This is a genomic window from Rhizobium indicum, from assembly GCF_005862305.2.
Lineage (GTDB): Bacteria > Pseudomonadota > Alphaproteobacteria > Rhizobiales > Rhizobiaceae > Rhizobium > Rhizobium indicum.
On sequence record NZ_CP054021.1, the window covers coordinates 2,830,751 to 2,854,199 of the forward strand.

Annotated in this window: 21 protein-coding genes and 1 riboswitch; of the genes, 17 read left to right on the forward strand and 4 right to left on the reverse strand. The window is 61.9% G+C overall.

The features are described from left to right. Positions 1-194 precede the first annotated feature (194 nt). Positions 195-1,058, forward strand: a complete 864-nt coding sequence (locus FFM53_RS13925) for an RNA polymerase factor sigma-32 (protein WP_012759432.1) — start codon at positions 195-197, stop codon at positions 1,056-1,058. 113 nt (positions 1,059-1,171) lie between these two features. On the opposite strand, the gene FFM53_RS13930 is transcribed toward FFM53_RS13925, so the two are convergent. Both FFM53_RS13930 and FFM53_RS13935 read right to left on the reverse strand, forming a co-directional pair. Next, positions 1,172-2,716: a M48 family metalloprotease gene (locus tag FFM53_RS13930; RefSeq protein WP_138331897.1), complete on the reverse strand. Its 1,545-nt coding sequence runs from the start codon at positions 2,714-2,716 to the stop codon at positions 1,172-1,174. 391 nt (positions 2,717-3,107) lie between these two features. After that, positions 3,108-4,646 carry an MDR family MFS transporter gene (locus FFM53_RS13935; protein ID WP_138389397.1) on the reverse strand — a complete coding sequence of 513 codons (1,539 nt, stop codon included), beginning with the start codon at positions 4,644-4,646 and terminating at the stop codon, positions 3,108-3,110. 116 nt (positions 4,647-4,762) lie between these two features. On the opposite strand from FFM53_RS13935, the gene FFM53_RS13940 reads away from it, so the two are divergent. The 4 genes from FFM53_RS13940 (at position 4,763) to FFM53_RS13955 (ending at position 8,575) form a co-directional block, all read left to right on the forward strand. Continuing rightward, complete coding sequence (locus tag FFM53_RS13940; RefSeq protein WP_138331895.1) at positions 4,763-5,290, forward strand: MarR family winged helix-turn-helix transcriptional regulator; 528 nt, start codon at positions 4,763-4,765, stop codon at positions 5,288-5,290. A gap of 57 nt (positions 5,291-5,347) precedes the next feature. After that, complete coding sequence (locus tag FFM53_RS13945; protein WP_173883584.1) at positions 5,348-6,004, forward strand: thiamine diphosphokinase; 657 nt, start codon at positions 5,348-5,350, stop codon at positions 6,002-6,004. 3 nt (positions 6,005-6,007) lie between these two features. After that, a complete protein-coding gene (locus tag FFM53_RS13950) occupies positions 6,008-7,825 on the forward strand; it encodes an ABC-F family ATP-binding cassette domain-containing protein (protein WP_138389399.1) in 1,818 nt (605 codons plus the stop codon). Between the two features lie 120 nt (positions 7,826-7,945). Next, positions 7,946-8,575, forward strand: coding sequence for a hypothetical protein (locus FFM53_RS13955; protein WP_138389400.1), 630 nt, complete (start codon positions 7,946-7,948; stop codon positions 8,573-8,575). A gap of 71 nt (positions 8,576-8,646) precedes the next feature. Here FFM53_RS13955 and FFM53_RS13960 read toward each other — a convergent pair whose 3' ends face one another. Continuing rightward, positions 8,647-10,536: an ABC transporter ATP-binding protein/permease gene (locus tag FFM53_RS13960; RefSeq protein WP_171600246.1), complete on the reverse strand. Its 1,890-nt coding sequence runs from the start codon at positions 10,534-10,536 to the stop codon at positions 8,647-8,649. A gap of 114 nt (positions 10,537-10,650) precedes the next feature. Continuing rightward, positions 10,651-10,728, forward strand: a riboswitch (SAM riboswitch). Between the two features lie 48 nt (positions 10,729-10,776). Here FFM53_RS13960 and metA point away from each other — a divergent pair. The 6 genes from metA (at position 10,777) to FFM53_RS13990 (ending at position 16,812) form a co-directional block, all read left to right on the forward strand. Beyond that, positions 10,777-11,700: a homoserine O-acetyltransferase MetA gene (gene metA, locus FFM53_RS13965; protein WP_027668526.1), complete on the forward strand. Its 924-nt coding sequence runs from the start codon at positions 10,777-10,779 to the stop codon at positions 11,698-11,700. Between the two features lie 226 nt (positions 11,701-11,926). Next, positions 11,927-12,949, forward strand: coding sequence for an aldose epimerase family protein (locus FFM53_RS13970; protein WP_138389401.1), 1,023 nt, complete (start codon positions 11,927-11,929; stop codon positions 12,947-12,949). 164 nt (positions 12,950-13,113) lie between these two features. After that, the gene (locus FFM53_RS13975; protein ID WP_003543751.1) at positions 13,114-13,887 is read left to right on the forward strand and encodes a GntR family transcriptional regulator; all 774 of its coding nucleotides are present in this window, start codon (positions 13,114-13,116) and stop codon (positions 13,885-13,887) included. After that, positions 13,884-14,915: an SIS domain-containing protein gene (locus tag FFM53_RS13980; protein WP_138389402.1), complete on the forward strand. Its 1,032-nt coding sequence runs from the start codon at positions 13,884-13,886 to the stop codon at positions 14,913-14,915. Before FFM53_RS13975 ends, FFM53_RS13980 begins: the two co-directional genes overlap by 4 nt. After that, complete coding sequence (gene nagA / locus FFM53_RS13985) at positions 14,915-16,066, forward strand: N-acetylglucosamine-6-phosphate deacetylase (RefSeq protein WP_138389403.1); 1,152 nt, start codon at positions 14,915-14,917, stop codon at positions 16,064-16,066. The genes FFM53_RS13980 and nagA overlap by 1 nt, the downstream gene beginning before the upstream one ends. Before the next feature lie 17 nt (positions 16,067-16,083). Continuing rightward, positions 16,084-16,812, forward strand: a complete 729-nt coding sequence (locus tag FFM53_RS13990; RefSeq protein WP_130822695.1) for an SIS domain-containing protein — start codon at positions 16,084-16,086, stop codon at positions 16,810-16,812. A 225-nt stretch (positions 16,813-17,037) separates the two neighbouring features. Here FFM53_RS13990 and efp read toward each other — a convergent pair whose 3' ends face one another. After that, entirely contained in the window at positions 17,038-17,607 is a 570-nt protein-coding gene (gene efp, locus FFM53_RS13995) for an elongation factor P (protein ID WP_012759420.1), read from the reverse strand. A gap of 149 nt (positions 17,608-17,756) precedes the next feature. Here efp and epmA point away from each other — a divergent pair, with 149 nt between their 5' ends. The 6 genes from epmA (at position 17,757) to FFM53_RS14025 (ending at position 23,448) form a co-directional block, all read left to right on the forward strand. Beyond that, the gene (gene epmA / locus FFM53_RS14000; RefSeq protein WP_138389404.1) at positions 17,757-18,818 is read left to right on the forward strand and encodes an EF-P lysine aminoacylase EpmA; all 1,062 of its coding nucleotides are present in this window, start codon (positions 17,757-17,759) and stop codon (positions 18,816-18,818) included. Continuing rightward, positions 18,815-19,867 (forward strand): lysine-2,3-aminomutase-like protein, encoded by a 1,053-nt coding sequence (locus FFM53_RS14005; RefSeq protein ID WP_138389405.1) that lies wholly within the window; start codon positions 18,815-18,817, stop codon positions 19,865-19,867. The genes epmA and FFM53_RS14005 overlap by 4 nt, the downstream gene beginning before the upstream one ends. 263 nt (positions 19,868-20,130) lie before the next feature. Beyond that, entirely contained in the window at positions 20,131-20,382 is a 252-nt protein-coding gene (locus tag FFM53_RS14010; RefSeq protein WP_003543737.1) for an acyl carrier protein, read from the forward strand. Then, positions 20,382-21,563, forward strand: coding sequence for an acyl-CoA dehydrogenase family protein (locus FFM53_RS14015; protein ID WP_138331885.1), 1,182 nt, complete (start codon positions 20,382-20,384; stop codon positions 21,561-21,563). The genes FFM53_RS14010 and FFM53_RS14015 overlap by 1 nt, the downstream gene beginning before the upstream one ends. A 5-nt stretch (positions 21,564-21,568) precedes the next feature. Further along, complete coding sequence (locus tag FFM53_RS14020) at positions 21,569-22,477, forward strand: amino acid--[acyl-carrier-protein] ligase (protein ID WP_138331884.1); 909 nt, start codon at positions 21,569-21,571, stop codon at positions 22,475-22,477. An 8-nt stretch (positions 22,478-22,485) separates the two neighbouring features. Then, positions 22,486-23,448: a DUF1839 family protein gene (locus FFM53_RS14025; RefSeq protein WP_138389406.1), complete on the forward strand. Its 963-nt coding sequence runs from the start codon at positions 22,486-22,488 to the stop codon at positions 23,446-23,448. Position 23,449 lies beyond the last annotated feature (1 nt).

Genomic DNA, 23,449 nt, shown 5'->3' on the forward strand with positions numbered 1-23,449 from the left:
TCCGGCAAAGTGAAGAAACAGGTCCAGCCCGGCCGTCTTACCGGCACATGATGAGAAATAGGGCCTCCCCCTGAAAAGTCCAGGGGCGAGGCTTTTATGCATTCAGAACCCCATTCAATCCGGACAGCGATGTTCCGGAAGATGAGTTTTATTGTTCATTTCAGGGCGAGAGAGGCCTGTTTCGGGAGATCGAAATGAAGAACATGTCTGCAGATCGGCGCATGATCAAAATCGCGATGGCCGCGCCTTATCTCGCCCGCCAGGAAGAGCACGATCTCGCCACCCGTTGGAAGGATCATGACGACCGCGGCGCGCGCAACCAGATCGCCATGGCTCATATGCGCCTCGTCATATCGATGGCCGGCAAGTTCCGCAATTTCGGCCTGCCGATGAGCGATCTGGTGCAGGAGGGCTATGTCGGTCTGCTCGAGGCCGCCGCCCGCTTCGAGCCGGAACGCGACGTGCGCTTTTCCACCTATGCAAGCTGGTGGATCAGGGCGTCGATCCAGGATTATATCCTGCGCAACTGGTCGATCGTGCGCGGCGGCACGAGTTCGGCGCAAAAAGCGCTGTTCTTCAATCTGCGCCGTCTGCGCGCCAAGCTCGCCAAGGGCGACACCCAACTGACGCTGCAATCCATTCACCAGGAAATCGCCGCGGCCCTCGGCGTCAGCCTCTCCGATGTGCAGACGATGGATGCCAGGCTTTCCGGCAACGACGCTTCGCTGCAGGCGCCTTCGGTCTCCGGCGATGCCGAGAGCGCGGAGAAGATGGACTTCCTCGTCAGCGACGATCCCCTGCCGGACGAGCAGGTGTCCAACATGATCGACGGCGAACGCCGCCGCGTCTGGCTCGCCTCGGCGCTGAAACATCTCAACGAACGCGAGATGAAGATCATCAGCGCCCGACGACTGGCGGAAGATGGTGCCACGCTCGAAGAGCTGGGTGCCGATCTCGGCATTTCCAAGGAGCGCGTGCGTCAGATCGAAAGCCGGGCGATGGAGAAGCTTCGCAGCGCGCTCGTCAGCGCCGATCCGCATATGGCGGCCTACGCCTGAACCGAAAGCGCGTCGCGCTTTAGGTCATTGTCGCAAAAGCACCGCACAGTTTTGCGCCAGATGTTTTATCCCCTCCAGCAGCAGAGACTGGCCCGGCGCAAGCCGGGCCTCTTTTATTCGGCGATGATCTTGACGCGATCGCCTGTTGCAACGGCTGCACCCGTGGGCAGGGCGTTGATGAGCTTGAAGAGATCGAGCTTGCGGTCTGTGCCCATCATGCGGGCGGCCAGTGTCGAGATGTTCTCGCCCGGCCGGACGGTGACGACGCGGATGCGCAGCGGCTTCAGCGAGGCGGCCTCTGCCGGCGTCATGCGGCGGAAACTCGCGCGCAGGACATTCGCCGTTGGCTCAAGGGCGCCGCTGCCTTTCGGCACGGCGGTCAGGAAACGGAAGATCTGCGAATTGTTGCGGATCACGGTCACATCGAAATCCCAGCGGTCGGCGCTGGCGCGCGCGGTGGCTGCTTCCATGCCGTTGATGGTGATCGGCTGGATGGTCGACGGGTCGAGGCCGGTCACCCAGCCGCTGGAGATATAGTTGGTGAGGCTCTGGTTCTGATTGTCGGCGACGCCGTCGAAGCGGACGGCAATGTCGTTCGGGCCGGTGGCCATCACCGCTTCGACCTTGTTGTCGATGTGGAAATCCGGGGGCACGTCGAAGCGGATGCCGAGACCGCCATGCAGGAAGGTCTGGCCGCGCACATAGCCTTCTTCCGGGCTGTCGCCGTAGAGCAGCCCGTCTATGCCGTCGAGATAATAATTGCGACCCTTGTCGCCGACCGAGCCTTCCTGGCCGAAGGCGCGGGCGTGGGTGCGGGCAAGTTCGATGCGCTGGGCCGAATTCGGATGGCTCGACAGGAAGTCAAGGCTCTGGTCGGCTTCGGGATCAACTGACATGAAGCGACTGTAAGCGGCCATCGAATCGAGGAACCGGGCGGCGGCATAGGGGTCGTAGCCGGCTTCGCCGAGCATGCGCACGCCGATGACATCGGCCTGCAGCTCCTGCTGGCGGGAGAAGGCGGCGAGCCGCAGCTTGCCGCGGGCAAGCGCCTGTTTGCCGGCGATGTCGCTGGAGAGGACCTCGGCGACGACGCGGCTGGCGATGACCTCAGCCTCTTCGCGCTTCTGCCGCTCGATGCCGTGGTTCGCGGTCACATGGCCCATTTCGTGCGAGAGCACGGCGGCGACTTCCGAGGCGTCGTTGGCAAGGGCGAGCAGGCCGCGGGTAACATAGAGATAACCGCCCGGCAGCGCGAAGGCGTTGATCGCCGGCGAATTCAGGATGGTGATGCGGTAGGACTGGCTCGGATTTTCCGACACCGCCGTCAGCGCGCCGGCGATGCGGGCGACGAGGCGCTCGGTTTTGGCGTCCTTGTATTCGCCGCCGTAGCTGGCCACGATGCGCGGATGCTCACGAGCGCCCATCGCCGCGCGCGGATCGTTCTTCTGCACCTCGTCGACGATCTGCGGATTGGATGAAGGCGAAACACTGGGCTGATAGGATTGGTCGATCAGCGATTGACAGCCATTCAGCGCCATTGCGAGGGCCGAAAGCAGCATCATGCGACGCGCGAAGCGCCGCGGTGCGGAGATGGCATCACTGGAAAGCGCGGGCGATTTCCACGTCGTCAAGCTGTCCAGTCTGGTTCTCCGCATCATGTCGCTGTCTTGCCGGTTTGCCGCAGATTCGGACCGACCGTGGCAAGGGGAACTCAACAGGTGCGCACCCCTGATCTCGCGCTGCACAATCGGCCGATACAAGTCGTTGCTGTAGCTGATTTACGCATCGGTTGCATAGCGAGACTCTGTTTAAATGTGGCGCCGTTGCATTTTAGCAAGCCTCAGGCATTAAGGCTTCCTTTCGCTCGGATGAAATTATGGCGAAAGTTCCGTCACAAAGCCGAGATTCGTCGACGGCGCGGAAAAAGAACGGCCCGATTGAAGCAACCGGCTCGATAGCCACAGTCTTGCGAGAAAATTACAACCCTTGATATAGGCATCGAGAGGGAACGCCTCCTGATGAAGCATTCTCTCGCAGGTAACGATTCGACTATTCGGCGGCTTCCGCCGTCGCCGGTTGCGGCTTCGTCGTCTCGCCGGCGCGGGGCAGCTGCACGGGTTTCAGCATGATGGCGGCGGCAAGGCCGATCAGCGCAATGGCGCAGGAAGTCATGAAGAGCGGCGAGAACGCGGCGGCATAGGTATCGGCGACGGCCTGGCGGCTCGCTTCAGGAAGGGCGGCCATCATTTTCGGCGTCAGCTGCTTGATATCGGCGACGCCGGGAATGGAGACGCCGACCTTGCCGAGCTCGGAGGCGATGATGGCGCCATAGATGGAAATGGCGATCGAGGCGCCGCCCATGCGCGACAGCGTCACCGAGCCGGTGGCGGCGCCGACGTCGCGGGCGGGTGCTGCATTCTGTACGCCGATGACGGGAACCTGCTGGGCAAGGCCGATGCCGATGCCGTGCAGCATCATGACCGCGCCGATGAAGGCGATCGGCGTTCCGGCGTGGATCTGCGACATCAGCGCAAAGGCGATGGCGCTGCAGGTGAGGCTTGCGATGGCGAAGGGCTTGTAGCGCCCCGTCTTCGAGATGATGCGGCCTGCGGAAAGCGACCCGCAGACGAGGCCGCCGGTCAGAAGGATGAAGAGCAGGCCGGCGGCCGACGGCGAAAGGCCGGTCGTGGTCTGCAGAAAGAGGGCGAGATAATTGACCATGCCGATGGCAATGGCGCCGCCCATGATCGAGATCACCAGAAGCAGGCTGAAGGTCGAATTGCGAAACAGCTGCAGGGGAACGATAGGTTCGGGCGCGCGGCGCTCGACGAACACCCAGGTGACGGCGCAGACGATGCCGAAGACAACGATGCCGATGCTCTCAGGCGAAATCAATGCACCGAACAGTTCGCTGCTGTCGGTCGCAAGCACGATGCTTGTCGTCGTCATGGCAAGCAGGAGCGCACCGGCATAATCGATCTTGGGGCGGCGATGCGGTTTGCGGTACGGCAGCATGAAGGCAAGGCCGGTGAGCACGATGAAGCCGATCGGCACGTTGACGAGGAAGATCGAGCGCCAGCCGAAGAGATCGCTCATCGTACCGCCGAGCACCGGGCCGATCGCGCCCGATGCCATCAGCACGAGGCTGGAATAGCTTTGGTAGCGCGCCCGCTCGCGTGGCTCGAACAGGTCGGCGTTGACGGCGAAGATCGATACCATGATGCCGCCGCCGCCAAGGCCCTGCAGCACACGGGCGGCGATCAGCGTGTCCATCGAGACCGCAAGGCCGCAGACTGTCGATCCGACGGTGAAGATCATGATCGCCGTCATCATCACGTATTTGCGGCCGAACAGATCGCCGAGCTTGCCGTAGACCGGCATGACGGCGCTGAGCGACAGGAGATAGGCCGAGCCGATCCAGCCGAAGCGCTCGAGATGGCCGAATTCGCCAACGATCGTCGGCAGCGCCGTGGAGACGATCTGATTATCGAGCGTCGCCATGAACATGGCGGTCATCAGAAAGAAGAAGAGGATAAGCCGGCGACGAGGATCCGTCACGAGCGGCGCAGGCGCGAGTTGCATGTCCATGGGAGGCATCGTTCCGGGTTGAGATGCTTTTATGTGCTAACAGCATATAGTTGTCAATGGCACATTAATGACATCGGCATATTCAATTTTTGAATCGGCTCTGTTATGGTCCTGTGATGAGCGACGTCCTGACCAAGACCCCTTCTGTGGAGCCGGCCGAGCCGGATTGTGAAAACGTGCCGCGTATCGGCCGGAGCATGGCGCGCATGCGGCTGATGACCGGGCGGCGGCTGATCGGCCGGCTGGCGATCCAAAGTGCTGCACCAGGCCTCGAGCTTTCGCATCTCGACGTGCTCGATGCCGTGCGCAGGGCGCAGCCTGCCGGCGAGGTCACGGTCGGCATGATCGCGGAGATGCTGCGCATCGATCCGTCACGGGCAAGCCGGGTGGTGGCCGACATGGTCGGGCGCAACGTATTGCGCCGCGAGGCCTCGCAGACCGATGCGCGGCGGATCGTCGTCGTCATGACCGAGGTCGGCCAGGACCTGCTTGCCGAGATCGTCGCGCAGAAGCTTGCGATCATTTCCGAGATCGTTTCCGACTGGCCGCAGGAAGATGTCGAGCGCTTCGCAGCGCTTTTCGAGCGCTTCATCGGCGGCTACGAGGCGGTTTTCCTGTCGCGCGACAAGGATACGCCGGGCTGAGGCAGACGCGGTCGTTCGCCGGCCCTTCCCCTCGACCCCTCGTTTGCGCTAAGGGCAATGCCCATGAGCCAATCCACCTTCACCATTCTCCTTGGCGGCGAACTCAGCCTGACGGAGCGCCTGCGCGATGCCATCGAAGACAGCCGCTTCATTGCGGCCGATGGCGGCATGCGGCATGCGGCAGCACTCGGCATTACGCCGGAGCTCTGGGTCGGCGATTTCGATTCGACGCCTGATGATCTCGCGGGTGCATTTCCCGATGTGCCGAAACAGCCCTATCCGGCTGCGAAGGCGGCGACGGACGGTGAAATCGCCGTGGCGGAGGCAATCGCGCGGGGCGCGCGGCGGCTGATCCTCGCCGGTGCGCTCGGCGGCGAGCGTTCCGACCACGCGCTTCAGCATCTGCTGTCGGCCGTCAGCCTGGCGGAAGAGGGTTTCGACCTGCTGCTGACCTCGGGCAAGGAAGAGGCGGTGCCGCTGGTTGCTTGTACGATCGAACTGGACCTTCCCAAAGGCAGCCTGTTTTCCGTGCCCGGATTCAGCGAGCTGAGAGGGCTTACCATCGAGAATGCGCGTTATCCGCTGGCAGATTTCCATCTGCCTTTCGGCTCGTCGCGCACCATTTCCAATGTTGCGGAAGGCAAGGTTCGCTTTTCGCTCCGCAGCGGCCGGGCAATCGTGCTCGCCCGGCCCTACGATCTTTCCGGAGTCTGATTTTTGGCCCCTCCCATTCTGAAACTCGACGATATCTTCCTGAGCTTTGGCGGCGCACCGCTTCTGGCGGGTGCTGGCCTGCAGATCGAGCCCGGTGATAAAATCTGTCTCGTCGGGCGCAACGGCTCGGGAAAATCGACGCTGCTGAAGATTGCCGCCGGCCTGGTCGAGGCGCAGTCCGGCGAGGTCTTCCGCCATCCTTCCTCGACGGTGCGTTATCTCGAACAGGCGCCGGATTTTGCCGGCTTCAACACGGTGCAGGCCTATGCCGAGGCCGGCCTCGGGCCAGGCGATGACCCCTATCGTGTCACCTATCTGCTGTCGCATCTCGGGCTGAGCGGCGATGAAGACCCCAGAATGCTGTCCGGTGGCGAATCGCGGCGCGCAGCCCTTGCCCGCGTTATGGCACCCGAGCCGGACATTCTTCTGCTCGACGAACCGACCAACCATCTCGACCTGCCGACCATCGAATGGCTGGAAGGCGAGCTGCAGAAGACACGCAGCGCCTTGGTGCTGATTTCGCATGACCGGCGTTTCCTCGAAAAGGTCTCGACGGCAACCGTCTGGCTCGACCGCGGCACCTCGCGGCGACTCGACAGAGGCTTTGCGCATTTCGAAGCCTGGCGCGACCAGGTGCTGGAGGCCGAGGAGCTGGAGCAGCACAAGCTCGGCAAGTCGATCGAGCGTGAGGAGCACTGGCTGCGCTACGGCGTCACGGCGCGGCGCAAGCGTAACATGCGCCGTCTCGGCGAGTTGCAGACGATGCGCTCGAACTATCGCGGCCACAAGGGGCCGCAGGGCACGGTGCAGGCGACGGTTTCGGACGCGCAGGAATCCGGCAAGCTGGTGATCGAGGCCGACAAGATCACCAAGAGCTTCGGCGAGCGGGTAATCGTCACGCCGTTTTCGATCCGCGTGCATCGCGGCGACTGCATTGGTCTCGTCGGACCGAACGGCGCCGGCAAGACGACGCTGCTGAAGATGCTGACCGGGCAGCTTTCGCCCGATAGCGGCATCGTCAAGCTCGGCACCAATCTGGAGATTGCGACGCTCGACCAGAAACGCGAGGATCTCGACCCCGAGGATACGCTTGCCAACTATCTGACGGATGGGCGCGGCGAAAACCTGCTCGTCAACGGCGAGCAGCGCCATGTCACCGGCTACATGAAGGAATTTCTGTTCCAGCCGGAACAGGCGCGTACGCCGATCAGAAACCTCTCCGGCGGCGAACGCGCCCGGCTGATGCTGGCGCGCATCCTTTCGCGCCCGACGAACCTCTTGATCCTCGACGAGCCGACCAACGATCTCGATATCGAAACGCTCGATCTCCTGCAGGAGATTGTCGCCGGTTTTCCCGGCACCGTCATTCTCGTCAGCCACGACCGCGATTTCCTCGACCGCACCGTGACCTCGACGATCGCACCCGCCGTGCCGGATGCGCCTGATGGTCGCTGGATCGAATATGCCGGCGGCTACTCGGACATGCTTGTACAGCGCAAGGGCGCGCTCGAGGAGCGCAAGAGGGCCGAGAAGGCGGCGGAGAAGCCGAAGACGCAGCAAGCAACAGCGTCAGGCAGCTCGAAGGTCAAGCTCTCCTTCAAGCAGAAATTTGCACTGGAAAACCTGCCGAAGGAAATGGCGAAGACCGAAGCCGAAATCGCCAAGCGCGAAAAGGTGATGGCAGATCCCAATCTTTTCACGCGCGATCCCTCAGCCTTCAACCGGCTTGCCGGCGAGATGGAAAAACTGCGCACCAGCCTGACCGACATGGAAGAGGAGTGGCTGGAGCTCGAAATGCTGCGGGAAGAGCTGGAAGGCTGAGATTTTCTCGAGGCTCGAGGCTCACTTTTCCTTGATTCGTCAGTGTGTCGTCCTGCGGCATAAGGTGCCGTCCGGCAGCCGGGGATATTGCCGATCGCAATGGCGACAAGGAAAAGTCATATGTCTCGCAAGCCTCATTCCCGTTTTCTCACAGCACTTACTGCCGGCAGCCTCGTTGCGCTTGCCCTGTCGCAAGCCGCACAGGCGCAGGATGCCCAGCGCATTCGTGTTCGCGGCGCAATCGAAAGCCTCAGCGGCGATACGCTCGTCGTCAAGACGCGCGAGGGCAGTGATGCGACGGTCGCGCTAAAAGCCGGCTGGAAGGTCGGCGGCATCAAGAAAGCCTCCGTCGAGGATATCAAACCCGGCGATTTCGTCGGCGTCGCTTCGCTTCCGAAGGGCACGGGCCCGGACGGGGCGATCGAGGTGCTGATCTTTCCGGCGTCGATGAAGGGAACCGGTGAGGGCAACCGTCCCTGGGATGCGCAGCCGAACAGCCAGATGACCAACGCGACTGTCAGCAACGCCGTCAAATCCGTCGACGGCCACACGATCACGCTGACCTATCAGGGCAAGGAAAAGACCATCTCGATGGCCGATGGCACGCCGATCGTGACGTTGGCGCCTGCGACCAAGGATGATCTGAAGCCCGGCGCCGGCGTCGTCGTCACCGGCGAGAAGGCGGCGGATGGCAGCATCTCGGCCAGCCAGATCGCCGTCGGTCTCAACGGCGTCATACCGCCTATGTGACCAGCGGCTCAAATCCTTGTCTTATGCGTGCCGTCATCCCAAAACCGCTCCACACTTTTGGGCGGCATGCATTAAAGCGCCGGCGCGGGCACGGCGGCAGCGCCCGCACTGGCGCTGGCGCCGGTCTGGACGGCAGGCGGCTCCTCGGATGCTGACGGCAGCGCCTGCAGATGCAGCACGCGCGGCCTCAGCGCCTCGAGATAGGCCTCGGAGCGGCCGATATAGATCATGCCGCTTTCGGGCATCGAGGTGAGCAGTTTGGCCATCGTTTCCTGTAATTCCGGCTCCATGCCTTCCAACACTTCGTCGAAGATGATCCAGCGCGGGCGCACGAGAAGCAGCCGGGCAAATCCGATCGCTTTCTGCTGGTCGCCGTCGAGCATCTTGTCCCAGCGGGCGCGGGTATCGAGCCTTGCGATCAGCGAATGGAGACCAACCTTGTCGAGGGCCGCCTCGACGGCGGCTTTCTCGTAGGCTTCGGGACGTTCGGGAAAGGCCAGCGCCTCGCGCAGCGTGCCGCCGGGAACATAGGCAACCTGCGGAACGAAGAGCATGTCGTCGATTGGCGGCAGGCCTATCGTGCCGCTGCCGCACGGCCAGAGGCCGGCCATCGCCTGGAAGAGCAGCTTGCGATTGACGCTGTGATCGCCGTTGATCATGATCTTTTCGCCGGCCTTGATCACGACATCGGTTTCACGCAGGCGAAAACCGCCGCATTCCTCGATGTCTTCGCCGACCTTGGCGACGATCACCACATCCTTCAACGTCAGCGTGTCGGGCGCGGCGTTTTCATAGGCGATGCTGTCCTTGAGGTCGAAGTCCTCTTCCATCTCGACCAGCGCCTGGCGGAAATCGGTGACGCGCATCAGCGTGGCGCGCCATTCGGCGATCGGGCCGAAATTGGAGACATACCAGCGCAGCGCCGTGTTGACCTGGTTGAAGGCACCGACCGACATCATCAGCTGGCCGAGGGTGAGGCCGCCAGAGAAATAGGCGGGGGCGGCAACGATGATCGGGATGACGATCACCAGCCAGCCATAGCCGGCCGAAACCCAGGTGAGATTGGTATTGGCCATGGCAAGCCGCTTGACGACTGTCAGGACCGAGCTGATGTCGGTGTTGATGCGCCGGCGTTCGTTCTCCTCGCCGCGGGCAACAGTAATTGCCGGCATGTTCTCATTGGCATGCATCAGCGTGAAGCGAAGCTCGGCCTCTTTCGAAAAACGGTCGGCATTGAGCTTCACCAGCTTCCGACCGACGACCTGGCTCAGCACCGAGGCGGAAGCGGCATAGAAAATCGCCGCCCAGACCATGTAGCCTGGAATGGAGAAGCTATGGCCGCTGATGCGGAAGATGAAGCCGCTGGAAAGTTCCCAGAGCACGCCGATGAAGCTCACCAGAAGAATGGTCGACTGCAGCAGGCCGAGAACCAATCCCGTCGTGCTTTCGGCGAGGTTGCGGGAATCTTCGTGCAGGCGCTGGTCCGGATTGACGCCGATCAGGCCGCTGGAGGCAAGCCGCAGCGCCCGCTTGCGCTTCAGCCACTGGTCAACCAGATCGCGGGACAAGCCTTCGCGCATATAGAGCGCCGTCATCTGATTCAGCCAGGCCTGCAGCACGTTGAGCAGCAGCAGTGTGCCGGCGATCATCGCGAAGATTTCGAGTTGGTGGAAGAATTCGCCGAGGTCGCGGCGCTCCAGCGAGTCGTAGAAGGGCGCATTCCACTCGTTCAAAATGACCTGGCCGTAGGACGTCGCCAGGATAACGAGGATCAGCACGGTCGCCAGAAACAGCACCTTGCCACGCACTTCCGAATTCCAGAATGCTGAGAACATGACGCCGAGGCGATATGTCAGGCTTAAATCATACCCTACCCTATCCTGCCTCCGGATGCCCGGCCTCCCCTCGATTTTATCTGCCATTACGCTTTTCCAAATCGCCCATACCCTTATAAATAACATGGTGGCGTTACCGGTCTATCAACAGATTCTATCAGTCATTAAAGTGTGATGATGCTTGCATGAGTCTCTCCTGCATGTACTCGCCAGTTGATTCGCAATCCGACTGGGTCTAATTAAGGCCTCCGTGGTGATTTGGCCGGCCGGCTTGCAGCCACGTTAAAAAAGTCGCTAAAGGGCCGCGTGCGGACCGGTAGCGATTTTTGTCGCCGCCGGTTTTTTGTTTTTGATCGAGTGACCGCAATGCCCATCAAGATCCCCGATACGCTGCCCGCCTTCGAAACCCTGGTTCAGGAGGGTGTGCGGGTGATGACCGAGACGTTGGCGATCCGTCAGGATATCCGACCGTTGCAGATCGGGCTGCTCAACCTCATGCCGAACAAGATCAAGACCGAACTGCAGATGGCCCGTCTCGTCGGCGCCTCGCCGCTGCAGGTGGAGCTGTCGCTTATCCGTATCGGCGGCCACAAGGCGAAGAATACGTCCGAGGACCATCTGCTTGCCTTCTACCAGACCTGGGAAGAAGTAAAGCACCGCAAGTTCGACGGCTTCATCATCACCGGGGCGCCGATCGAGCTTTTGCCCTATGAGGATGTCACCTATTGGCCGGAGATGCAGGAGATTCTTGACTGGACGGAAACGAATGTCCATTCGACGATGAACGTCTGCTGGGGCGCGATGGCGGCAGTCTATCATTTTCACGGCGTTCCGAAATACGAGCTGAAAGAGAAGGCCTTCGGCGTCTACCGCCACCGGAACCTGAAGCCTTCCTCGATCTATCTCAACGGCTTTTCCGACAATTTCGAAGTGCCGGTGTCGCGCTGGACCGAAGTGCGCCGCGCCGATATCGAGAAATCCGAAAGCCTGGAGATCCTGATGGAGTCCAGCGAAATGGGCGTCTGCCTCGTGCATGAGAAGAGGGGCCGGCGGCTCTACATGTTCAACCATGTCGAATATGATTCCACGTCGCTTTCCGACGAGTATTTCCGCGACGTCAATGCCGGCGTGCCGATCAAGATGCCGCACAATTACTTCCCGCATAACGATCCGGCGCTTGCGCCGCAGAACCGCTGGCGCAGCCATGCGCATCTTTTGTTCGGCAACTGGATCAACGAAATCTACCAGACGACGCCCTTTGATGTGGAAGAGATCGGCAGCGATCTCTGACCGTTGCCGATCACGCCTGGAGCCGATGCCGCCGCACCACTGCTGTGGCTTTTCTTTCTGATCCGCCGGTTGCGGATCGAAGCAAATCCGGGCAGGTTCCTGTCCTGAAGCCTACCACACCGCGCGTCTTCGTCGGACGTGCAATGCACACTTTCAATCGCTGCACATTCCTCAAATCGATTCCGAATTGAGGAATTTTCAGCAGGGACAGAATGGACGGTCGATCATGTCGGATAAGTTGGAGCGGGACGTTTTCGGGCAGACGCAGGCGGGCGAGACCGTCTATCGCGTCGTGATCAAGGGCGGCGGGCTGACGGCCAAGATCATCAGCTGGGGCGCGGTCATCCAGGATCTGCGTCTCGAAGGACATGATGCGCCGCTGCAGCTCGGCTTCGACGATTTCGACAGCTACCTCCTCTATTCGTCCTACTTCGGCGCGACGCCCGGCCGCTGCGCCAACCGCGTCGGCGGCGGCAGGTTCACGCTTGACGGCAAGGACTATCAGCTCGAGCCGAATGAAAACGGCGTCACGCATCTGCATGGCGGCAGCGACAATATCGCCAAACGCAATTGGACGATCGTCGAGCATGACCACGACCGCGTGGTGCTGAAGATCGTCGATCCCGATGGCCGCGCCGGCTATCCCGGCAATTGCACCATCCAGGCGACTTTCTGGGTGCATGGCAATGGTGAACTGTCGATCACCTACGAATCGACCAGCGACCAGCCGACGCTCGCCAATGTCTGCCAGCACGCCTATTTCAATCTCGACGGCCGCGAAGATGCACTTGGCCATGACATCATGATAGCCGCCGATCACTATCTGCCGACTGATGAGAAGCAGGTGCCGACCGGTGAGATCCGTCCCGTCGAGGGCACGGAATTCGATTTCCGCGAGATGGCGCCGATGAAGCGTTTCGTCGGCAGCCAACAAGCGTTTTACGACCATAATTTCTGCCTGTCGGGCGAGCGTACCGCCAAGCGGAGCGTCGCGCTTGCCCGCAGCCTCTATTCCGGTGTGTCGCTGGAAGTGCGCAGCACGGAGCCAGGCGTGCAGTTCTATGCCGGCTTCAAGCTCGATGTCGGGGCGCCCGGCATCGGCGGGCGCAAATACGGTCCATTCGCCGGCTTCTGCCTGGAGACACAGGTCTGGCCGGATGCCATCAATCACCAAGGTTTTCCGAATGCGGTCCTGCGCCCCGGCGAAGTGCTGCGCCAGGAGACGGATTATATCTTCACCAAGAACTGAGCATCCTCCAGCGCCGCGCGTTTAGTAACGCGCGGCGCTGGAGGATGCACGGCTGTCAAATTTGATCGCTATGAAACCCTCGACGGTCCGCCGGCGAGGGTTTTTTTATTCCGTGCTCGATTCCGACTTGCCGATTGGTTCTATATAGGTTCTATTGTGCGCCCATGGATAGAACCAGTCTGATAGCGGAACTGAACAGCCGCGGCCTGCGTGACGAGGCGCTGACCGGGCCGCTTTACAAGCGGCTGGCGCAGACGCTGACCGGCCTCATTCAGGAAGGGCTACTGAAGCCCGGCACGGCGCTGCCGGGCGAGCGCGACCTTGCCGAGGCTCTGAAACTCGGCCGCGTTACCGTGCGCACCGCCTATCGCGATCTGATGGCATCCGGCGCACTGGAATCGCGCCATGGAAGCGGTACTTTCGTATCGAGCAGGGTGGAACGCATGGAACAGTCGCTGTGGCGGCTTTCCTCCTTCTCCGCCGACATGCGCTCGCGCGGGCGTCTGCCGGCCGCACGGATATTGTCGCGGGCGGTCAACACGCCGTCGCCGGAGGAATCCTTCCTGCTCGGCCTCGGCGGCGACGAGCCGGTGCTGAGGCTCGACCGCTTGCGCCTTGCCGACGGCCTGCCGCTGGCGATCGAACGCGCCGTGGTGCCGATCAAGTTCCTGGGGCACGACGCCGGCGGCGAGGGATCGCTCTATGATGCGCTGACGGCCAGTGGCCACAGGCCCGTGCGCGCGCTGCAGCGGCTGACCGCGGTCACGCTCGATCCGTCGTCTGCCGCGATCCTGAACGTCAAATCAGGCGCGCCGGCGCTTCTGATCGAACGTGTCTCGCGCCTGGAAGACCAGCGCGTCGTCGAATACACCCGCTCGCATTATCGCGGCGATGCCTATGATTTCGTTGCCGAATTGAGAATCGGAGATGACCTATGAATGACAACCAGTCACTGATGCTGCAGGAAGCCGGCCAATCGCCAGAGGTGGTCGCCACGCTGCTCGAAAAGGAAAAACCGGTCTTTGCCGAGATCGCCCGGCTGTTTTCGTCCGCCCGCCCGAGCGTGGTGACGACGGCGGCGCGCGGCTCCTCGGACCACGCCGCCACCTTTTTCAAATATCTGTTCGAGATCACCTGTGGCGTTCCGGTCGCCTCGCTCGGCCCGTCGATCGCTTCGGTCTATGGTGCGGCGCTGCATCTGAAGGGCGGTGTCCATTTCACCGTCTCGCAGTCGGGTGCCAGCCCCGACATCGTCGCGCTGCAGGATGCAGCGAAGAAGGGCGGAGCAACGACGATCGCCGTCGTCAACGTCACCGATAGCCCGCTTGCGAAGCAGGCCGACATCGTTCTCGGTCTCAATGCCGGCGCGGAAAAGAGTGTCGCGGCGACAAAATCCTTCATCGCCTCGGTCGCCGCCCTTTCCGGGGTGACGGCTGCGATCGGCGGTGCGTCCGATTTGCAGGCGGCGCTCGGCAAGCTGCCGGAGGCGCTGTCGGCGACCGCCGGGATCGACACGGCGGCAGCCGAGGAGGTGCTCTTCAACGCGACCTCGCTTTATACGGCCGGCCGTGGCCCAGCCTTCGCGATCGCGCTCGAAGCTGCGCTGAAGGCCAAGGAAACCTCCGGCCTGCATGCCGAAGCCTTTTCGCTGGCGGAACTGATGCATGGCCCGATGCGCCTGGTGCAGCCGGGCTTCCCGATCGTCGCCTTTGCGCCTGACGACGCGGCCTTCGCCAACAATGTGCAGGCGCTGGAACGCCTGCAGAAACTCGGCGCCACCACCGTCGGCTTCTCGACGCAGCCGCTTTCCGGCGTCCATCTGCGCGTACCGACGACGGGCAACGGCCTTGTCGATCCGCTGGTGTCGCTGCTTGTCTACTACCGGCTGATCGAGTCGGTGACGCGCCGCAAGGGCTTCGATCCCGACAAGCCGGCAAACCTGCTCAAGGTGACGGAGACGGTTTGATGGCCCGCAAGATCTTCCTCGGCGCCCGCATTTTCGACGGCGAGCGCTTCCACGACGACAAAGCCCTCATCGTTGCCGGCGGCCGCGTCGAAGCGATCGTCGCAAGAAATGATCTGCCGGACGGCGAGGTGGTGACGCTTGCCGGTGGTGTTTTGTCGGCCGGCTTCATCGATGCGCAGGTCAATGGCGGCGCCGGGCGGATGCTGAACGACCAGCCTTCCGTTGCCTCGATGGACATCATCGCCGGCGGGCACCGTCCCTATGGCACGACGTCGCTGCTGCCGACGCTGATCACCGACACATCAGAGGCCTCCATTGCCGCCATCGAGGCCGCCAAGGAGGCAGTGAAAATGAACCGCGGCGTCGCCGGCTTGCATCTCGAAGGCCCGCATCTGGCGCCTGCGAGGAAGGGCGCGCATCTGGCCGAACTGATGCGGCCGGTGGAGGACCGCGATGTCAAAGCCTTCATCCGGGCGCGCGAGGCGATCGGCACGCTGCTGGTCACCATGGCCGCCGAGCAGGTGACGGTTGCCCAGGTGCGCGAGCTTGCGGAAGCCGGCGTCACCGTCAGCATCGGCCATTCCGATTGTTCGAGCGAGGCGGCGGAAGAACGTTTCGATGCCGGCGCGCGGGGCGTCACGCATCTCTTCAACGCCATGAGCCAGTTGGGACACCGGGCGCCCGGTCTCGTCGGCGCAGCGATCGATCATCCCTCGACCTGGTGCGGCATCATCGCCGACGGCCATCATGTCGATCCGAAGGCCCTGCGCACGGCGCTGCGCGCCAAACGCGGCGAAGGCAAGCTGTTCTTCGTCACCGACGCGATGTCGCTCGTCGGGTCGGAAAAGGACTCGTTCACGCTGAACGGGCGCACCGTCCGGCGCGAAAGGGGCGGCTTCTGCTCGAAGCTGGTGCTGTCCGACGGTACGCTGGCCGGTTCCGACGTCGACATGATCTCGACGATCCGTTACGGCGTCACCTATCTCGACCTGACGCTCGCCGAGGCCTTGCGCATGGCGACCCTTTATCCCGCGCGGTTTCTCAGGCTTGCCGATCGCGGCCATCTTTCGCCGGGCGCGCGTGCCGATCTCGTGCATCTCACCGATGCGCTTGCCGTCACCGCCATCTGGCTCAGCGGCGAAGTAGCCTGAAATCAAGGATAAGCCGGATGACTGACATTACCGATGCCTACTTCTCCAATCTGATCGGCCGGCTGGAAGAACTCAAGCAGACGCTTGCCCAGCCGATGGCGCAGGCAGCAGCCGTCATCCTCGATGCTGCCCATGGCGACAAGCGCGTCTATGTCTTCGGCACCGGCCATTCGCATATGCTGGCGGAAGAGGTGCACTATCGTGCCGGCGGGCTCGCCTTCACCGTGCCGGTACTCGTCGGCTCGGCCATGCTGCACGAGGGCGCGGTCATCAGTTCGGTCTATGAGCGCACGCAGGGCCTGGTGCGGCCGATGCTGGAGCGTTACGGCATGCAGCCGGGCGATGTCATCATCATCGCCTCCAATTCGGGCGTGAACGCCGCGCCGATCGAGGCCGCCGACTATGCGCGCGAAATCGGCGCAAAGGTGATTGCCATCACGTCGATCGCCTATTCCTCAGCGATCGCCAATGGACGCCGGCGGCTCGCCGACGTGGCCGATGTGGTGCTCGACAACGGGCTGCCACCGGGTGACGCCGTCGTCGATCTCGAAGGCACGGGGCTTAGGGTTGGGCCAGTCTCGACGGCGGTCGGGGTGACCGTCATCAATGCGATCTTCGCCGAAGTCGCCTCGGAGCTTTCCAAATCCGGCGATGCGCCAATTTATCTCAGCGCCAACATGCCGGGTGCTGCCGAGATCAACCAGAAGCTCGTCAAGAAATACCGGCCGCGCAACCCGCATCTCTAAAGCATGTCGCGCAAAAGTGTGCCGCGGTTTTGCGATAACGACATGCGTAAAAACAAAGACCTAAAGCGCGATGAGCGAATCTGAAAGATCGCGACGCGCTTTAGAGCTTGATGCCGAAAAGTGTGAGCGGCTTTCGGACGGCATCACGCTCTACTTATTAATTGAGACGGCGGATACAAAAAAAGGCCGGCGTGAGCCGGCCTCTTCGATAGGCTGAAACCAGGATCAGTCCTTGGCGCGTTCGACGTAGGAATTGTCTTCCGTCGCGATGACGACGCGGGTGCCGGCATTGATGTGCGGCGGCACCATGGCGCGCACGCCGTTCGACAAAATCGCCGGCTTGTAGGAGGACGATGCCGTCTGTCCCTTGACGACCGGTTCCGTCTCCATGATTTCGAGCGTGACGTGGCGCGGCAGTTGGAGCGCCAGCGCAATACCTTCATGCATCGAGAGGATGCAGGACATGCCTTCCTGCAGATAAGCCTTGTCGTCACCCATCGTGGCGACATCGACGACGACCTGATCGTAGCTCGCCGGGTTCATGAAGTGGAAGCCTTCGCCGTCTTCATAGAGAAACTGGAAGGAGACGTCTTCGACGAAGGCGCGCTCGACCTGTTCGGTGGTGCGCCAGCGCTCGGAAACCTTCACGCCGTCGACGATGCGGCGCATGTCGACCTGGGTGACCGGCGTGCCTTTGCCCGGATGAAAGTTCTGGGCGGTGAGAACGACGTAGAGCTTGCCGTCGACATCGAGAACGTTGCCCTTGCGGACCGAAGAGGCGATGACCTTGACCATAAGACTTCCTTGTAACTCGGCTTTCGGCGTCGTAAATGACTGTCGAGACGCCCCCGAAGACGCAAATGTTTTTCTTTGGGGCGCAACTAACCTAAAATCCGGGAAATAGCCACCCCCCATACCGGCCTCTCCGGCGAAGAAAGCTTGGAATGAACTCTTCGGCGAAAGCGTCCCCCTGGTGGACCCCGTCCGTGCATGCAGACCGCCGTCCGCTCCTGATCGGACGCAATGCGATCCAGGCGGCGTTGCGCGGGTTTTTCGCGCGCGAGGATTTCATCGAGGTGGATACGGCGGTGCTGCAGGTCTCTCCCGGCAACGAGGCGCATCTGCATGCCTTCGCGACGGAAGCGCTGACGACGGATGGGCAAAAGGCGCCGTTCTACCTTCATACCTCGCCGGAATTTGCCTGCAAGAAGCTGCTTGCGGCGGGCGAGGAGCGCATCTCGTGTTTTGCCCATGTCTATCGCAACCGCGAGCGCGGGCCGCTGCATCATCCTGAGTTCACCATGCTCGAATGGTATCGGGCCGGCGAAAGCTACGAGAGCCTGATGATGGATTGCGTGCGGATCCTGGCGCTGGCGACTGAGACGGTGAAGACCGGCAAGCTTGCCTATCGCGGTGCCGAGAGCGATCCCTTCGCCGGGCCGGAGCGGACCAGCGTTGCCGAAGCGTTCGAGCGTCATGCCGGCATCGATCTTCTCGCCTCGGTCGTAGCCGACGGTTCGACCGATCGCGACCATCTGGCCGCCGAGATGAAGCGCGTCGGCATGCGTGTTGCCGATGACGACGGTTGGGCCGATCTCTTCAGCCGGGTGCTGGTCGAAAAGATCGAGCCGCATCTCGGTTTCGGCCGCATCACCATTCTCGACGAATATCCGGTCTCGGAGGCAGCCCTTGCCCGTCCCTCGGCGCGCGACTCCAGGGTTGCCGAACGTTTCGAGCTCTATGCCTGCGGCGTCGAGCTTGCGAACGGCTTCGGTGAACTCACCAACGCTGCCGAACAGCGGCGACGGTTCGAGATCGAGATGGCCGAGAAGGCGCGGGTCTACGGCGAGACCTATCCGATTGACGAGGATTTCCTCGCCGCGCTGTCGCTGATGCCTGAGGCAAGCGGTATCGCGCTCGGCTTCGACCGGTTGGTGATGCTGGCGACGGGAGCATCGCGCATCGACCAGGTGCTCTGGGCGCCGGTGGCGGAGTATGGAAGATGAATGTCGTCAAATCGATCAAGAGCGTCCACGATCTTGTGAAGGCGGGGCTGGTCGTGCCTGCCGATCGTGCGAGGCTTGAGGAGGTTGCGGCGCGCTACGCGATTGCGTTGACGCCTGCGATCAGCAAGCTCATCGATCGAGCCGATCCCGATGATCCGATCGCTCGGCAATTCGTGCCCGATGCGGCAGAACTCACGATCGCCCCGGAAGAACGCACCGATCCGATCGGCGATCATGCCCACAGCCCCGTCGAAGGCATCGTTCACCGCTATCCCGATCGTGTCTTGCTCAAGGCCGTGCATGTCTGCCCGGTCTATTGCCGCTTCTGCTTCCGGCGCGAAATGGTCGGGCCGCAAGGCCTCGGCACGCTCGATGCGGCGGCGATGCAGGCCGCTTTCGATTACATCCGCGGTCATGAGGAGATCTGGGAGGTCATCCTCACCGGCGGCGATCCGCTGGTGCTTTCGCCGCGCCGGCTCCGCGAGATCATGGAGGCGCTTGCCGAGATCGCGCATGTGAAGATCGTGCGTTTCCATACGCGTGTTCCGGTCGTCGACCCCGAGAAGATCGATGCGGCGCTGATCGCCGCTCTGAAGGCGAGCGGCAAGACGGTCTATGTCGCGCTGCATGCCAACCACCCCCGGGAACTGACGCCGGAAGCGCGGGCGGCTTGCGGCCGCCTCGTCGATGCCGGCATCGCCATGGTCAGCCAGTCGGTGCTGCTCAAGGGTGTCAACGACGATCCCGACGTGCTGGCGAAGCTGATGAAGGCCTTCGTCGAAATCCGCGTCAAACCCTATTACCTGCATCATCCGGATCTGGCGCCTGGCACCAGCCATTTCAGAGTGACGATCGAGGAGGGGCAGGAGATCGTCGCGGCGCTGCGCGGGCGGATTTCCGGTCTCTGCCAGCCGGCCTACATCCTCGATATCCCCGGCGGTCACGGCAAGGCCGTCGTCAGTGGGAGCGCGATCCGGGCAACAGGCGACGGATGTTATTCCGTCACCGATTATCGCGGCGGCGAGCATTCCTATCCGCCGGCCGATTGAGACAAAACGCGGCGTTTGCGTGTCATTTCTGTACTCTCCACGCCAGAAACCAGAGTGTGTCGCAGTATCGAAATTACCTTAAGTCATTGATTTAAGGTGGTTGTTTACGACGGAGCGGGAGTGATCGCTAAAATCCTAACTGTGAGCCTTAGTCATATTTAACTCAATTAATTAGCGGAATGTTCTGTTTTCCGCACTAAAAGAACGCTCATGACAAGGCGATGAACGCCGGTTCGGGATCATGAGAATCTTGGAGTGATGGGATGAATAAGGCAATCCGCGACCTCGTAGCCAAATTCGGCAAGCTTCCTGGGTCGATCGACCAGGTCGCCGACGACGCCGATCTTTATGCGGCGGGTTTGACGTCCTTTGCTTCTGTGCAGTTGATGCTTGGCCTCGAAGAGGCCTTCGACATCGAATTTCCCGACAATCTCCTGAACCGCAAATCCTTCGCGAGCATCTCGGCCATCGCCAGGACCGTCGATCTGATCCGGGACAGCCGGAAGGTCGCCTGATGAATTTCCCCGTCAAGATCATGCAGGACGGTCTTGTCACAAGGGTAGCCCGTGTCGCCGAAATCGCGGCGAAACACGCGGATACCGTTGATGCCGAGGCCCGCTTCCCCCGGGAAGCCGTCGATGCGATGAAGGCCGAAAGGCTGCTCGGCATCCAGGTGCCGCGCCACTTCGGCGGCGAATCCGCCTCGATCACCGAGATCGCCGAATTGTGCTCGATGCTCGGCCAGGCCTGCGCTGCAAGCGCCATGGTCTTCGCCATGCACCACATCAAGCTGTCGAGCCTCGTTGAACATGGCGCCGACAGCGAATGGCATCGCGGTTTCATGCGCCGCATCGCAGCCGAGCAGTTGCTGATCGCATCCGCCACCACCGAAGGCGGTATCGGCGGAAATCTGCGCAACAGCATCTGCGCGGTCGAGGTCGATGGCGACACGTGCCGCCTCGAAAAGGATGCGACCGTCATTTCCTACGGCTCGCACGCCGACGCCATCCTTATCACCTCGCGCGCCCATGCGCAGGCGGCTTCCTCCGATCAGGTGCTGACGGCCTTCCTCAAGGACCAGTACACGATCGAGAAAACGCATGTCTGGAATACCCTCGGCATGCGCGGCACCTGCTCCGATGGGTTCCTGTTCAAGGGCGAAGCGCCGGCTTGCCAGATCCTGCCGAAGCCTTTCGCTGAGATCGCGGCGCAATCCATGCTCGCCTCTTCGCATCTGCTTTGGAGCGGCGTCTGGTACGGCATCGCCGTCGATGCCGTTGTGCGCGCCCAGGCTTTCGTGCGCGCTGCCGCCCGCAAGGCGCCGGATGCCCAGCCGCCGGGCGCGCTGCGCCTCGCCGAGGTTTCGAACCTGCTGCAGATGGTGAAATCCAACGTGGTTGCCGGCCTCAAGGCCTATGAGGATGCCAAGGCCGATGCCGACAGGCTGTCTTCGATGGGATTTGCGGTGGCGATGAACAATGTCAAAATTGCCTCGTCCGAGACGATCCTGGAGATCGTCAACCATGCCATGCTGATCTGCGGCATCATGGGCTACAAGAACGGCACGCCCTTCAGCCTCGGACGCCATCTGCGCGACGCGCATTCCGCACAGCTCATGATTTCGAATGACCGCATCCTCGGCAACACGTCGAGCATGCTTCTTGTCCATAAGCAGGACACTAGCCTACTGGGGTGACAGTCATGGATATGCAGACCTCGTTTCTGGACCGGCTTTTCGAATCCGGCTTGTTGATCGATACCGGCATCGACGGGCTCTACGGCCGCAGCGGCCAGTTCGAAGACGTGATCGCTGCCTTCGAGCGCCTGATCGACACGTTCGGCGGCGCCGATGGTGCCGAAGCCATGCGTTTTCCGCCCGGCATGAACCGCGCCTTCTTCGAAAAGAGCGGCTACATGAAGAGCTTTCCGCAGCTCGCCGGCACGGTGCACAGCTTCTGCGGCAGCGAGCTCGATCATGTCAGCCTGCTGCAATGCATGGAAGTCGGGGAAGACTGGACCAAGGGACAGGAGGCGACCGACATCGTGCTGACGCCGGCTGCCTGCTATCCGCTCTATCCGACGATCGCCAAGCGCGGCAATCTGCCGGAGACGGGCGGCCTCTTCGACCTGCAATCCTATTGCTTCCGCCATGAGCCGTCGAAAGACCCTGCCCGACAGCAGCTGTTCCGCATGCGTGAATATGTCTGCATGGGCACAGAGCTGCACGTCACCGATTTCCGCCAGCGCTGGATGGATCGCGGCGTCGAGATGATGAAGACCGTCGGCCTCGAGGTGACGATCGACGTTGCCAATGATCCGTTCTTCGGCCGCGCCGGCAAGATGCTCGCCAACAATCAGCGCGACCAGAACCTGAAGTTCGAGCTGCTGATCCCGATCACCTCGGCTGCCAATCCGACCGCCTGCATGAGCTTCAACTACCATCAGGATGCCTTCGGCACGAAATGGGGTCTCAATCTCGAGGACGGCAGTGTCGCGCACACCGCCTGCGTCGGCTTCGGACTGGAGCGCATCGCCCTTGCCCTCTTCCATCATCACGGACTCGATGTGAAGCACTGGCCGGCCAGCGTACGGAAAGCGCTGTGGGGCTGAGCAAATCGATGACATCGGTCTTTTCGGGAATCGACCCGGAAACCTACCGGGCGCATGCGCTGCATACCGGCGAGCGCGCCTGGCCGGAAACCAATTGCTATGTCGATCTCTGGATCGAGGTTCTGGCGACATCAGGCGTTGCGCCCGAGGCGATGCTGGGTTTTACCCTGACGCAGGATTTCGAGGGCGACCAGTTCACCTTCTTCAAGGTGCCGCTTGAGGATCTGGAAGCGCTCTACGGCATTCGTGTGACCGAGCTTGCCATCTACGACCGTGTCGAACGCCATGTCGAGGTTCAGATCGCGCGGGCTCGTCTCTGCCTGATCGAAATGGATTCCTTCTACATGCCGGATACGCGCGGCACGGCCTACCGGCAGGAGCACGGCAAGACGACGGTTGCTATCAACCGCCTGGACGTTGCGGCCAAGCGCGTCGATTATTTCCACAATGCCGGTTATTTCCGTCTCGAAGGCGAGGATTTCGACGGTTTGTTCCAGCTGCATCTGACGGAAAACGACCCGCCATTCCTGCCCTACACGGAATTTGCGCGTTTCCCGGAAAGGCCGGCAGATGAGGCGCATCTGCGCGCGAGCGCACGGCGGCTTGCCGGTTTTCATTTTGCCCGGCGTCCCCGCGAAAACCCGATCCGCGCCTTTGCAAGCGTCTTTCCGCAACAGGTCGAATCGCTGGCGGAACGGCCGTTCGGCTTCTTCCACAAATACGCCTTCAACACGCTTCGCCAGGTGGGCGCCAATTTCGAGCTGGCGGCCGATTACCTCGCCTGGCTTTCCCCTGGTGAATTCGCCGCTGCCGCCGAGCATGCCAGGCGTATTTCGGAGGTGGCGAAATCGGTGCAGTTCCAGCTTGCCCGCGCCGTCACCCGCAGGAAGTTCGAGCCGTTGCAGGCAGCACTTGATCCGGCCGCCGATGCATGGGATTCCATGATGGCGTCGCTTGCGGGGCGAATCTGAG